This window comes from Bradyrhizobium sp. (assembly GCF_049798375.1).
GTDB lineage: Bacteria > Pseudomonadota > Alphaproteobacteria > Rhizobiales > Xanthobacteraceae > Bradyrhizobium.
The window spans coordinates 14,203-26,834 of the sequence record NZ_JBARGP010000694.1 but is presented as its reverse complement, the minus strand read 5'-3'; the positions used below and the strand labels follow the sequence as shown (position 1 = coordinate 26,834).

Here is a 12,632-nt window from a genome sequence, read left to right as displayed (position 1 = left end):
CCTCGATGCTGATGACGAAGGAAAGGCGACCGGCGATCCGGACGCTGCGAGGCTGGGCGATCAACGTGCTGCAGGAAGCCGGCGCCATCCATGAATGCGAGGAGCACGGCTGGGCCAGAGACCGCGCCGATCCGCACGCACGCGAGCATGTCTTGGATCTTGCCAGGGAAGACCCGCCGGCGGGCGTCTCTCCGGACGACGCCGTCGCGGAAGTCCGCGAGGTCTTGGATTCGATTGGGGATACATGTCCGGAGTGTCCGCCGAAGATTGGCTAGGCTGCCCAGGGTCCAAAGTTTGTCGGCGCATGTGAGCGCGAAGCATTCAACCAGCCCTATCGATCAGATCGACCGAGGTTCTTGTTTATTGAGGCGACTTGCGGCAATGGGCAACAGTCCTGATTGAGATAGGCGACGAACAGTTTATCGAGGAATGCAAGGAATGGGTGAGGCGAAAAGACGCGCGGCCGCGGCCAAACTGGCGAAATGCCGCGGCTGCATGGAGCCGCTCACGCCAGAAAATGATTCCGCGGCACACGTTTTTCCGAACGCCCTGGGAGGACGACTGAAGCCGAAAGGCATCATCTGCCGCGTCTGCAACACGGCCCTCGATCGAGTAGCCGACAACGCCCTCGTCAAAGCATTCGGCGACTGGCCGACCCTGCTCAATCTGCCCCGCGACGAGGGCAAACATCCACCGAAGCTCGTCGAAACTCGCGACGGGCGCCGGGTTCGAGTCGAAGCAGACGGAAGGATCACATCCGCCGATGTGACCTATGACGTCACGACTGTTGACGACGGACACGAGGTGCGGATCGCGGCTGGAAATATGAAGACGTTCGGCCAGTTGTTAAACCGCGCCAAAAAGGATTTCCCGCAGCTGGACATCGAAGCAGCGAGAAAAGCGGCACAGGTCGTTGGCGTGAACGACGGCGACCTTCTCAAGCTCAATCTTGACTTCAGTCCGCAGGCGACATTTGGCGGAGTGATTACCGCGATATGGATATACCTCATTCACACCACCGGGCGGGCTTTCATGGACTGGGACCGGCTGTTGAAATGTGTTGCAGACATGCAGGTGCGCGGTGGCACGTTCCGATATCTGATCGACGGTCTACCCGGACTAGACGGACCGAACATCGCGCTCGGCCACAAAATCGTCGTCCGTTCGGTTCCTCGGACTGGCGAGATGATCGCGTACGTCGAGGTCATGGGAGTCCTGCGCATTGGCGGATTATTTGCCGCCGCTGGCGGCCCAAGTGACCTCATTGAGCACATTTATGTCTACGATCTGGACGGCCAAGCCGACCGCAGCAGCGAATTTTCTGTCAACCAACGGGAGTTCGAACAGCAAGACTGGCGGACAGTAGGGCTCGGTCCCGCGGACGCTGAAGACCTCAGAGCACATTATTCCGGCGCCATGGAAACCTTGGTCGCGCATTACCACAAGCGATCCCGGGCGACGCCGCCCTCTTAAATCAAGCAGAGCTCTCAAAGAGAGCCGCCTCTCAGCCCAAGCCTCAAGGGCGCCTGGCAGACCTTAAGCGGACCCATGCGAGCACCTCCTCACGCCGACTTCCTTTGCGACCTCGCCGGCGCCTTCTTCGCAGCGGCCTCCTTGGCTGTCTTCTTCCCAGCGATCGGCATCAGCATCTCCTTCTGGCCGGCTGCCGTTTTCTTTCCCTTCTTGGCGGGCTTCTTTGCAGCAGGGGCCGCTTGCTCGCGATCAGCGCCACCGACGCTGCGTCGCAGCGCTTCCATCAGATCGACGACGTTCTCGCCGCGAGGCCTCTCTTTGGGCTGGATCGTCTTGCCGGCGCGCTTCTGGTTGATGAGCTCGACCAGCGCGGTCTCGTAGTGGTCCTCGAACTTGCCGGGCTGGAACGAGCCAGACTTCTGCTCGACGATGTGGCGGGCGAGATCGAGCATGTCCTCGGTGATCTTGACGTCCTGAATGTCGTCGAAATATTCGGCCGGGTCGCGAACTTCATAGGGGTAGCGCAGCAGGGTGCCGATCAGCCCCTTGTCCATGGCCTCCAGCGCGATGATGTGCTCGCGGCTGGTCAGCACCAGACGACCGATCGCGACTTTTTCCATCTCGCGGATGGTCTCGCGAATGACCGCGAAAGCGTCGTGGCCGACCTGGCCATCCGGACGCAGATAATACGGCCGGATCAGATACCGGGGATCGATCTCGGTGCGGTCGACGAACTCGTCGATTTCGATAGTCCGGGTCGATTCCAGCGCGACGTTCTCCAGCTCCTCCTTGGTCACCTCGATGAAGGTGTCGGTGTCCACCTTGTAGCCCTTGACGATGTCCTCGTTGGCGACCTCCTGGCCGGTGTCGGCGTCGACCTTGGAATATTTGATTCGATGGCCAGTCTTCCGGTTGAGCTGGTTGAACGAGATCTTCTCGGACTCAGAGGTGGCGGGGTATAGCGCGATGGGACAGGTGACGAGCGAAAGGCGCAGGAAGCCTTTCCAGTTCGCGCGGGGGGCCATGACGCAGCTACTCCAAACGGTGACCGGTTCGGACTCAAGACGAACGGGCGACCCTGGTTCCGACTCCCTGAGCGGCCGCAACCGGATTCATTTTGTCCGTTCGACCTTCGGCGGACTCGACTTTTTCGTTCTTGATATGTTCTAGTGGTGGCATGACCGATCGACCCGCCAGCTGGCGCATTCCGACCCGAAAGCAGATGGACAAGCTCGCGGCCGCGTCTGCGGTCCGCGCAAATGTGCCGCCGGTGCGTCCGTCGGGGCCCGGCGACGAGATGCCGCCCGAATACTGGCAGGCCATCCTGGACGACGCCGCCGGCGATCGGGCAACCTCCTCGGGCCCATCGGTCCGAACGCAGCGCCTGGCCGAGATCCAGCGGCACCTGCTGCGGGTCGCCTGCCGCCGCTGCGGACGGATCGTCGAGATCCAGACGGCCGACGCCGTCCGGCTGCCCGGACCTCAGGCCATCTGGAAGGACGTGGGGCAGAGATTGCTGGACGACACTTGTACCCAGCGGACCGGGCGACTCGAAGAGGATGGCTGCTGGCCCTCATTCGAGTAATCGCCGGCGCGTCGACGATAGCCTTTGAACCGGATTCCGATGGCGCCGAAACATCATCCCACGCCGCTCTCCGGAGGCGACCGCAAGGCCCTGAGCAAGGAGCTGGGAAAGGCGCGAGCGATGACCAACATCCTCGCCACCCAGTCCGCCGAAATGCGGGCCAAGGCCGAGACCATGCTGCAGCAGGCGGACCAGCTGCTGTGCGAAAGCTGGAACGAGCGGATGTGGTCCGACGGGGAGCCGATCGATCCCTCGCCCACAATCGACCAGGCCATCAACGGCGGCTTCGCGTGGCTGGAGATCCGGTGCTCCCGGTGCAAGACGCCGAGCGAGATCGATCTGACCGCCTTGAAGCACCCGCCGACCACCTTCGTCCACGACCTCGCCAGCCGGCTGCGGTGCCGAAAATGCGCCGGGGCGGGCCGACGCCCGCCGGCGACCCTGCTACAACTGGCCTGGCAACCCCGGCATCCTCGAACCGAAGCCTGACTCATGTGCAATCTCTATTCGATCACGACGAACCAGGCGGCCATCAGTGCGCTGTTTCGCGTCGTCAACCAGTACGTCGGCAACCTCGGGCCGATGCCAGGCGTGTTTCCTGACTACAAGGCGCCGATCGTCCGGACCGGCGCCGACGGCCGCGAGCTCGCCACCGCTCGGTGGGGGATGCCGTCATCGTCCAAAGCGTTGATGGACGCCACCAAGAAGCGGGCGGAGAAGCTGCAAGCCAAGGGCAAGGCGGTCGATTTCAAGGAATTGCTCCGGATGGAGCCGGACGGCGGGACGACCAACATCCGCAACGTGAGATCGAAGCACTGGACGCGCTGGCTGGGCGTCGAGAATCGCTGCGTAGTTCCGTTCAACTCCTTCAGCGAGTTCAACAGGGCCGAAGGCGGCGACATCTGGTTCGCGCTCGATGAGACCCGCCCCCTCATCTGTTTCGCCGGCATCTGGACCAATTGGACGTCGGTCAGGAAGGTCAAGGAAGGCGAGACGACCAACGATCTCTACGCATTCCTGACGACGGAGCCGAATGCCGAGGTCGGCGCCATTCATCCGAAGGCCATGCCCGTGATCCTGACGACGCCGGAAGAGGTCGAGACCTGGATGACCCGGCCTCCGGATGAGGCTCTGAAGCTGCAGCGGCCGCTGCCGGACGGGGCACTCCGGGTCGTCGCCCGCGGCGTCAAGGAAGATCCCGCGCCAGCGACGTAGCTTCTGCAAGGCGTCGGCGGAACACGTGGAAAAGCGGAGCCCCGCCAATTCGGAATCCCTGACCCGTGCTAACAGCCAGGAACGGGCCGGAGACCGAAGGATTCGTCTTGGCAGGAGTAATCTCGATGCTGATGACGAAAGAACGAAGGCAGGCGACGCGAACGCTGCGCGGCTGGGCGATCCACGTGCTGCAGGAGGCGGGCGCCATCCACGAGTGCGAAGAGCACGGTTGGGCGAAGGACCGCGCGGACCCGCATGCGCGGGAGCACGCCTTCGAGGTCGCTCGCGAAGACCCGCCGTCCGGGCTCTCGCCCGACCAGGCCGTCGCCGAGGTTCGCGAGGTTCTGGATTCGATCGGCGACGTCTGCCCCGAATGCGCCTAGCAATGAGTTCCCCTTGTATGGATCCCGTCTCAGGTTCACTGTTGCTGACGTATCCTCACCCCTTGGAAATCCCAGTATTATTAGTCCTTTGTGGAACGCTTATCTTCGCGCCGCGTAATCGTTGGGGGCACAAGAACTAACGCAGGCGAGCTTTGGAGCGCAGAGACCGATTCGAAGCCGCGCAATCGGCCGAAGGCCGCTACCGCATGCTGGTGGAGGCGGTGACCGACTATGCGATCTACATGCTCGACGCCAATGGCATTATCAGCAGCTGGAACCCGGGTGCGCGGCGCTTCAAGGGCTACGAAGAATCCGAGATCCTCGGCGAGCATTTCTCCCGGTTCTACACCGAGGAGGACCGAAAGACGGAGCTCCCGCGTCGGGCCCTCGAGACAGCGGAACGCGAGGGCAAGTTCGAAAGCGAAGGCTGGCGCGTACGCAAGGACGGCAGCAGATTCTGGGCATACGTCATCATCGATCCGATCCGCGACAGCGAAGGCAAACTGGTCGGTTTCGCGAAGGTCACGCGTGACCTGACGGAACGGCGGGCAGCCGAGGCCGACTTGCGCCGGAGTCAGGAACAGTTCCGCCTGATGGTGCAGGGCGTGACCGATTACGCAATCTTCCTGCTGAATCTTGAAGGTATAGTCTCAAGCTGGAACGCGGGAGCGGAACGTATCAAGGGCTACAATCCGGAAGAAATCATCGGCCAGCACTTCTCCATCTTCTACACCGCGGAAGACCGCGCAGCCGGACTTCCGGCTATCGCGCTCGAAACAGCACGCCGGGACGGGAGATTCGAAAAGGAAGGTCTGCGCGTCCGCAAGGACGGCACGACATTCTGGGCGAACGTCGTGATCGACGCGATCCGCGACAGCGACGGCGTTCTCATGGGCTTTGCGAAGATCACGCGGGACGTCACCGAACGCAAGAAAGCGGAAGAAACGCTGGAGCGTACCCGGGAAGCATTGGTGCAGTCGCAGAAGATGGAGGCGATCGGTCATCTTACCGGCGGCGTCGCCCACGACTTCAACAACCTGTTGATGGCCATCCAGGGCAGTCTCGAGATGATGAGACGCCGCCTGCCTTCAGGCGATAGCCAGATGCACCGGTTCATCGACAATGCCATGCAGGGTGCCCAGCGCGGCGCGGCACTGACGCAGCGGATGCTGGCATTTGCCCGGCGTCAGGAGCTCAAACTCCAATCCGTCAATGTCCCCGAACTCATCAACGGCATGACCGACCTGCTGCGGAGCTCGCTGGGCTCGACCATCCAGATCGAAACCCGCTTCTCGTTGGGCCTGCCGAACGCGTCCGCCGACGCGAACCAGCTTGAACTCGCCATCCTGAATCTTGCGATGAACGCAAAGGATGCGATGCCTCGAGGCGGCTTCGTCGTCATCTCCGCGCATGAGCGGAACGTTCAGAACGAGCCTGGGCTCAAGCCGGGGCTCTATATTTGCCTGTCCGTAAAAGACACCGGCACCGGCATGGACGACCAGACACTGAGACACGCCATCGAACCCTTCTACACGACGAAGGGGGTGGGAAAGGGTACCGGTCTCGGCCTTCCGATGGTCCTCGGCATGACCGAGCAAACCGGTGGCAAACTATATCTCAAGAGCAAACCCGGAGAGGGAACGACTGCTGAGCTTTGCTTGCCGGCGGCGCTTAGGGCAAAGCAATCGGAAGCATCGGACCCTTCTCCTCCTGCCTCATCTACCGCGCGCTCGCTCAGGATAGTCAGCGTCGACGACGATCCCTTGGTCGCCTTCAATACACTCGCCATGCTGCAAGAACTCGGACACACGGTTTTTTCCGCCTCAAGCGCAGCAGAAGCCTTAACCCTCATCGGCGAGAAGGGAGATATCGATCTCCTCATCACCGATCAGGCAATGCCCGGCATCACCGGCTCCGAACTAGCGGAAGTGGTCCGCCGCGATTGGCCGGGCATACGGATCCTGATTGCCACCGGCTACGCCGAATTGCCGGAGGGCCCGGCTCAGGCAATTCCGCGGCTTGCGAAGCCTTTCTTCGAGCGCGACCTCGCAGACGCCATAGAGCTGTTAGCGAGTTAATGATGCCCACGAAGCACTAGCGTGGAAGCCGAAGCGTGAAGGTCGTGCCAGACTTCTGTTTGGAGGCGACGGAGATCTCGCCGCCATGGGCTTCGACGATCAATCTCGCGATGTAGAGCCCTAGGCCCAGGTGGGTCCCGTGCTCGGCGGTAACCTTGACCTCCTGGCCGCGCATCCACGATTGGAAAATGATCTTCTGACTTTCAGGCGGAATCGGCGGGCCAAAATTATGCACGGTCACGACGACGGTCGCGGAGTCTATTCCGGATATGGCCACGGAAACCGGCATCGAGGCATCGCTGTACTGGATCGCATTGCCCATCAGGTTGGAGAGGACCTGCCCCATTCGCGCCGCGTCCCAGAGGCCCGTCGGGTCGCCCTGATGGGTGACTTCGATGGTCTGGCTCGGGTTGATGCCCCGCAATTCGTCTGCGATTTCCTGGCACAGCGTGACCATGTCGGTCTCGCTTTTTTCGACCGGGATGTCCGTGCCGAAAGAGGAGCGCGTGAGATCCAGCAGGTCGTTGAGGATGCGCGTGGCCCTGTCCGTAGTCCGGACCATCTCGGCAACCATTCTTGCCTGCTTCGGATCAGACGCTACCGATCGTGCCATCCTCTGCGCAGCCATGGAAGCCGCGCCTATGGGATTACGCAGGTCGTGCCCAAGGACTCCCAGAAACAGGTTGCGCGAGTTGTTGATCGTCTTGGTGTAATGGGCGACCGATTCCGTCACGGCCTGGTCGATTGCTTCGTTGAAGCGCGTAAGATCCTCGATATCCGTGCTGGCAAGGATTTCATGCTGCGCCACCCATTGCTTCACGACGCTTGCGCGTAGCGCGCGATATTCCGAAACCATCTGGTCGATGTCGAACCCATCGGCGAGCCGAAGCGCGGAATGAACTTCCGCAGCGCTCTGGCTGAAGGGTCCATTTTCCTCGGCCAAGCCGTGCGACTTCTCGACCCGCTCGCGCGCGGTCTGCGGCGACTCCAGGTCGTCGGCGACGAACTTGAGAATGTCGGCGATATGGTCTTCGAGAGCGAGCTTCGACATCGCGTCGCTCGCCGGCGAGCGTGTTCGGGCGAAGTCCGTCCATTCCTTGATGATTGCTGGTTGGTTGTTGCGGATGAAGTCGGCCAAGCGCTCTTGACCTTGGCTCACCCATTTTCCTGAATCACTCACCCTGCACTCCAGCGCTCATACCACGTTCCCAGTTTGCTCAATCAATGCGGCATTGCCAAGCTCGCAAGTGACGCAGCGAGTTCGTCCCGGCGGAATGGCTTCGTCAGTCTCGGCAGGTCGGGTGCCACTCCCTCCGCCTCGGCGTAGCCCGAGACGAGCAGCACCTGCACACCTAAGATCTCCGAGCGCACGATGCGCGCCAGATCAGTGCCGTTCATGCCGGTCATAAGGTGATCGGTAACCAGCAGTTGGGGCCGAACGCCGGTTCGAAGAATGGCAAGAGCCTCCTCGGCTGACCCGGCTTCCACGACCGCGTAACCCAGGTCGGCCAGCATGTCGGCCGTGCTCGCCCGCACTAATTCCTCATCGTCCACAAGCAGGGCCGTTCCAGCCCCGGGGTTCAAGGCCTGCGCGGCATCATCATGCTCCTGCTCGCGCTGGGCCGGCTCATCGCTCAGGGGCAGCCAGAGTTCGACGTTTGTGCCTACGCCCAGCCGGCTCTGGATTTGCAAGGCCCCCCCGAGCTGCAAGGCCAGCCCATGAACCATGGACAGGCCTAGGCCCGTCCCCTTTCCGACGCCCTTGGTCGAGAAGAACGGATCGACCGCGCGTGCGAGTGTCGCTCCGTCCATCCCGACCCCGGTGTCGGCGACCGACAGGCGGAGGAAGCGCCCGAGCGGCAGGCCGGAACGATGCCCAGGCAGCACCGGTTCTTCGTCGGCGCTGATGCGCAACGTCCCGCCGTTCGGCATCGCGTCGCGCGCGTTCACGGCCAGATTCAGGAGGGCCATTTCAAGTTGGTTCGCGTCGGCCTTGGCCGAATGCAGGTTATCGGCGACCTCCATGGAAACCTTGATCTGCGGCCCGCTGGTGCTGGCAATCAGGTCGGCCATCCCCTTTATCAGACCGGCCATGTCGACCGCGGTGGCCTGGAGCGGCTGCCGACGCGCAAAGGCCAGCAGCCTCTGCACCAGCGTCTTTGCACGGTCGGCGGATTGGGCGGCGCCCGCGATCAGGCGCTGCTCCCGTTCCCCACCGACGCCCTTGCGCTGCAGGGCATCGAGGGCACCGACGATCGGGGTCAGCAGATTGTTGAAGTCGTGCGCAACGCCGCCGGTGAGCTGACCCATGGCGTCCATCTTTTGAGCATGTCGCAACTGCTCCTCGGCTTGCGCCAGACGCTCCTGCTCGCGGACGCGAGCCGTCACGTCGTACACGAACTGATAGGCGCCGATGCGCCGGCCTTGGTCGTCCCGCAGGCTGTTGTACTTCATTTCGTAGTGGCGGCGGTTCCGCCCGGGGTCTCCGAATGCCCCAACTTCGGTGAACTCTTCCCCGGCCAGCGCGCGTGCCCAAACCTTGCGAACTGCCTCGCGCTCGTCCGGCAGATGAGTGAGCAGATCCAGCATGCTGTCGCCGACCGCCGGACGGACGCCGAAGATGCTCTCGAACTCGGCGGAGGCGGCCTTGTTGATGGCGACCCAGCGAAAGGCGGGGTCGACGACCTGGACGAACGCGTCCGTGCCTTCGACGATGTCGGCAAGGATTCGCCGCTCGGCCAGCACTTCCGCAACGCGCCGCTCCAGCGTGGCATTCAGATCCTTCAACCTTTGTTCGCTGGCGCGGATGGCCTCTGCAGCTTCCCGACGGACGCGCGCCATCTTGATGTTTGCGGACACCCGGGCGAGCAGTTCGCGCGAGGAGAACGGCTTCGTCAGGTAGTCATCGGCCCCGGCCTCGATGCCCTCGATCGTTGCTTCTTCGCCCGCGCGGGCCGATAGCATGATCACCGGAATGTCTCGTAGCTCAGACTGCTCCCGGACCGCGCGGAGCAGGCCGAAGCCGTCGAGCTCTGGCATCATCACGTCCGTGAGGAGCAGGTCCGGAGGCTCGGTTTTGATCGCGGCCAAGGCGACTTTGCCGTCCGCCGCTGCCTGGACGTCGTATCCTGACTCCTGAAGGAGGCGGGCGATGTAGTCGCGCAGGTCGGCGTTGTCATCGGCGAGCAGCACGCGAGACCGCCCCGAGCCGTTTTCTTTGGGCTCCGGCGGCACTTGGGCCGAAGCGTGCGCCGGCACAACCTCGGTGAGCAGGTCCGGATCCGCCGAGTTCGAGATCCAGCGCAGTGCTTCCCCGACGAATGCCTGGGCGCGATTGGCGTCATGTCCGGCAACCGCGACCGGCTGAACCCGATCGGGAGGCAAGTGTGCCAAACCCAGCGGCATTTTGACGGTGAAGGTCGTGCCGCGGCCGAGCTCGCTGGCAACGGTGATCAGGCCGCCATGAAGCTTGACGAGTTCCTCGACCAGCGCGAGCCCGATCCCCGAACCCTCGAAACTTCGTCCTTGTGCTCCTTCGACTCGGTGAAAGCGGTCGAAAAGCTTCGGCAGTTCCTCCGCCGGGATGCCGACGCCGGTGTCCCGCACCGTCAACACCGCCTGTCCTTCCTGCTCCTGCAGGCTCACCGCGATTTCGCCTTGGTGAGTGAACTTGAAGGCGTTGGACATGAGGTTCAGGACGATCTTCTCCCACATGTCATGATCGACGTAGACCTCTCCCGAGAGGGGTCGGACGTCGACGTTCAGGCGCAGTCCCGCGCGGTCCGTCGCGGACCGGAAGCTGCTGGCGAGATCGGACGTGACGGTGGGGAGGTCCGCGGGCCGGAACGTCGCGTCGACCCGGCCCGCTTCCAGCCGAGAGAAGTCAAGCAGCGCGTTGACGAGCCGTAGCAGGCGCAGAGCGTTGCGATGCGCAACCTCCAGTCTGGCGCGCTGTTCGGGCACGGCGGTCGCGGCGAGCGCATCCTCGAGAGGACCCAGCATCAGGGTAAGTGGCGTGCGGAACTCATGGCTGACGTTTGAGAAAAATGCCGTCTTCGCGCGATCAATTTCTGCGAGCATCTGCGCGCGCCGGCGCTCGTCCTCATATGCGCGGGCGGTTGCGATCGCGGTGCCGATATGGCCTGCCGCGAGATCGAAGAAGGAGAGGTAGTTCGCATCCACGCGGCGGCGCGGATTTGCGCCCATGACGAGGAATGCAGAAGAACGTTGTTCGCCGGCGACCGTGATGGGCGCGATCACCACTTCCGTGACGGGCTCGGACCAGAATGGGTCGCTCGGAGCGTAGCCTGGCATCGCCGGCGCCGCGATCGGTCCGCCCTGCCTTTCTGCCTCGTCAAGTGGCCATGGCGTGATTCCGCCGGCCGGCGGGACGGCCCCGCAACCAACGGTCGCGACGAGGCGGGTCGTGTCGCCCTCCCGCAAATAGAGCAGGGCGAACGGGACGTCGGCGCGGTTCTCCGCAAGGATGCCGGTCGCCCGGAGGCAGGTTTCATCGACGCTGAGCGAGGCATTAGCGCGCTCGCCCAGTCGGCTGAGCGTCCGCAGCCGCCGTTCCGAGAGGACCCGGTCGGTCGTCTCGACAACAGCGTTGAAGATGCCGTCGATGTTGCCCTCCTCGCCGCGAACGGGGCTGAAAGTGAAGTTGAAATAGCACTCTTCGAGGTATCCATGCCGGAGCATCGGCAGCAGCTCGTCCTCCTGCCACACGCCCTCGCCGGTGGTGCGGACCTCGTCGAAGAGGGGGCCGATGGCGTCCCAGATTTCCGGCCAGACCTCGCGTCCAGCGCGGCCCAGTGCCCAAGGGTGCTTGCTGCCGGGAATGGGGCTCCATGCATCGTTGTAGAGGAGAGCGAGCTCCGACCCCCAATACAGCGCGATGGGATAGCGCGAGTTCAGCATGATGCTCACCGCCGAGCGCAGCGACTGGGGCCAGGCAGCCGGGTCACCCAGCGGAGTGGCCTGCCAGTCATGGCGCCGCATCAGCTCGCCCATGGCGCCTCCTCCGCTTAAGAACTGAGACGCATTTGAACTCATGGATACATCCCGCTTCGAAGCAGCGTCAGAAAGACAAATAATAATATTTTAGAGGTGGCGACTTCGGATTGTCCATCGAGGCTGGTCAGGACTCGCGCAGGCTCGTTTCGACGGAACTCAGCATCTACACAAGACGATCAATGGAACCTGGTTCCCGAACGCGCCGGAACGGGAACCCGCCTACCTTGCCAGCGGGGAACTCTCAAAGCATGCGAAGAGCGCGGCCGGGCCAGGATATATCTCGATGCATCCGGCTTGCCTCAGCGTCTGTTCGGTGAACCCGCCACACAGCACGCCGATGGTCGGGATCCCGGCTTTACCCGCCGCTTCGGCATCATAGGGCGTGTCGCCGATCGCGACTGCGTCGCCGCCCCGAATTTTGAGCCTGTGGATAGCGGCCTCGAAGATGTCGGGGGCGGGCTTCGATTCCTTCACGTCATCTGACGAGGTCGACACATCCACCAGGCCGGCAATGCGCGCGATATCGAGGTACTGGTCGAGTTCATCGTTCTTGGCCGAGGAAGCGACGGCGACCCGAACCCCAGCATCCCGTAGCCGCGTAAGCAGGTCCGGGACTGCCGAGAACGGTCGTACAAGCGGCAAATATTCGGACTTGAACCGCTTACCGCGCCATTCCTCCATCTCCTTGCCATGGTCTCGTTGTTCGTCGGCCGACAGGAATACGGGAATGAGCTTGTCTCCGCCTTTTCCGATCTGGCTCCGTGCTTCTTCGAAGCTCACGTCGTGGCCGAACTTCACCAAGGCTTCCTGCCACGCGAGCGCGTGGAAATCGACCGAGTCCAGAAGCGTGCCGTCCAGGTCGAAGATAGCTGCCTTCGGCAT

11 protein-coding genes are annotated in these 12,632 nt (G+C 62.8%); 7 read left to right on the top strand and 4 right to left on the bottom strand.

Features of this window, described 5'->3' with window-relative positions; translation table 11 throughout:
* Positions 1–5: 5 nt before the first annotated feature.
* Together WA702_RS27175 and WA702_RS27170 are read left to right on the top strand one after the other, a co-directional pair.
* Complete coding sequence (locus WA702_RS27175) at positions 6–275, top strand: hypothetical protein (protein WP_425113629.1); 270 nt, start codon at positions 6–8, stop codon at positions 273–275.
* Positions 276–438: 163 nt separating this feature from the next.
* Positions 439–1,473 carry an HNH endonuclease gene (locus tag WA702_RS27170; protein WP_425113628.1) on the top strand — a complete coding sequence of 345 codons (1,035 nt, stop codon included), beginning with the start codon at positions 439–441 and terminating at the stop codon, positions 1,471–1,473.
* 89 nt (positions 1,474–1,562) lie between these two features.
* On the opposite strand, the gene WA702_RS27165 is transcribed toward WA702_RS27170, so the two are convergent.
* Positions 1,563–2,498, bottom strand: coding sequence for a Ku protein (locus WA702_RS27165; protein WP_425113627.1), 936 nt, complete (start codon positions 2,496–2,498; stop codon positions 1,563–1,565).
* 152 nt (positions 2,499–2,650) lie between these two features.
* Here WA702_RS27165 and WA702_RS27160 point away from each other — a divergent pair, with 152 nt between their 5' ends.
* The 5 genes from WA702_RS27160 (at position 2,651) to WA702_RS27140 (ending at position 6,734) form a co-directional block, all read left to right on the top strand.
* Positions 2,651–3,058 carry a hypothetical protein gene (locus tag WA702_RS27160; RefSeq protein WP_425113626.1) on the top strand — a complete coding sequence of 136 codons (408 nt, stop codon included), beginning with the start codon at positions 2,651–2,653 and terminating at the stop codon, positions 3,056–3,058.
* Between the two features lie 39 nt (positions 3,059–3,097).
* Entirely contained in the window at positions 3,098–3,547 is a 450-nt protein-coding gene (locus WA702_RS27155) for a hypothetical protein (RefSeq protein ID WP_425113646.1), read from the top strand.
* A gap of 3 nt (positions 3,548–3,550) precedes the next feature.
* Positions 3,551–4,273: an SOS response-associated peptidase gene (locus WA702_RS27150; RefSeq protein ID WP_425113625.1), complete on the top strand. Its 723-nt coding sequence runs from the start codon at positions 3,551–3,553 to the stop codon at positions 4,271–4,273.
* Between the two features lie 125 nt (positions 4,274–4,398).
* On the top strand, positions 4,399–4,656 hold the full coding sequence (locus WA702_RS27145; RefSeq protein ID WP_425113624.1) for a hypothetical protein: 258 nt from the start codon (positions 4,399–4,401) through the stop codon (positions 4,654–4,656).
* A 152-nt stretch (positions 4,657–4,808) separates the two neighbouring features.
* Positions 4,809–6,734 carry a PAS domain S-box protein gene (locus tag WA702_RS27140; protein WP_425113623.1) on the top strand — a complete coding sequence of 642 codons (1,926 nt, stop codon included), beginning with the start codon at positions 4,809–4,811 and terminating at the stop codon, positions 6,732–6,734.
* 16 nt (positions 6,735–6,750) lie between these two features.
* On the opposite strand, the gene WA702_RS27135 is transcribed toward WA702_RS27140, so the two are convergent.
* The 3 genes from WA702_RS27135 to WA702_RS27125 all read right to left on the bottom strand — a co-directional run bounded on the left by WA702_RS27135 (position 6,751) and on the right by WA702_RS27125 (position 12,632).
* Positions 6,751–7,914 (bottom strand): ATP-binding protein, encoded by a 1,164-nt coding sequence (locus WA702_RS27135; RefSeq protein ID WP_425113622.1) that lies wholly within the window; start codon positions 7,912–7,914, stop codon positions 6,751–6,753.
* A gap of 41 nt (positions 7,915–7,955) precedes the next feature.
* Positions 7,956–11,747, bottom strand: coding sequence for an ATP-binding protein (locus tag WA702_RS27130; RefSeq protein WP_425113621.1), 3,792 nt, complete (start codon positions 11,745–11,747; stop codon positions 7,956–7,958).
* Positions 11,748–11,969: 222 nt separating this feature from the next.
* A complete protein-coding gene (locus tag WA702_RS27125) occupies positions 11,970–12,632 on the bottom strand; it encodes an HAD family hydrolase (RefSeq protein ID WP_425113620.1) in 663 nt (220 codons plus the stop codon).

Bases quoted from the DNA above. Each gene is read 5' to 3' on its own strand.
- WA702_RS27125 (WP_425113620.1), bottom strand. From the start codon at position 12,632: ATGCCGAAGGCAGCTATCTTCGACCTGGACGGCACGCTTCTGGACTCG.
- WA702_RS27165 (WP_425113627.1), bottom strand. From the start codon at position 2,498: ATGGCCCCCCGCGCGAACTGGAAAGGCTTCCTGCGCCTTTCGCTCGTC.
- WA702_RS27155 (WP_425113646.1), top strand. From the start codon at position 3,098: ATGGCGCCGAAACATCATCCCACGCCGCTCTCCGGAGGCGACCGCAAG.
- WA702_RS27145 (WP_425113624.1), top strand. From the start codon at position 4,399: ATGCTGATGACGAAAGAACGAAGGCAGGCGACGCGAACGCTGCGCGGC.
- WA702_RS27170 (WP_425113628.1), top strand. From the start codon at position 439: ATGGGTGAGGCGAAAAGACGCGCGGCCGCGGCCAAACTGGCGAAATGC.
- WA702_RS27130 (WP_425113621.1), bottom strand. From the start codon at position 11,747: ATGGGCGAGCTGATGCGGCGCCATGACTGGCAGGCCACTCCGCTGGGT.
- WA702_RS27175 (WP_425113629.1), top strand. From the start codon at position 6: ATGCTGATGACGAAGGAAAGGCGACCGGCGATCCGGACGCTGCGAGGC.
- WA702_RS27160 (WP_425113626.1), top strand. From the start codon at position 2,651: ATGACCGATCGACCCGCCAGCTGGCGCATTCCGACCCGAAAGCAGATG.
- WA702_RS27150 (WP_425113625.1), top strand. From the start codon at position 3,551: ATGTGCAATCTCTATTCGATCACGACGAACCAGGCGGCCATCAGTGCG.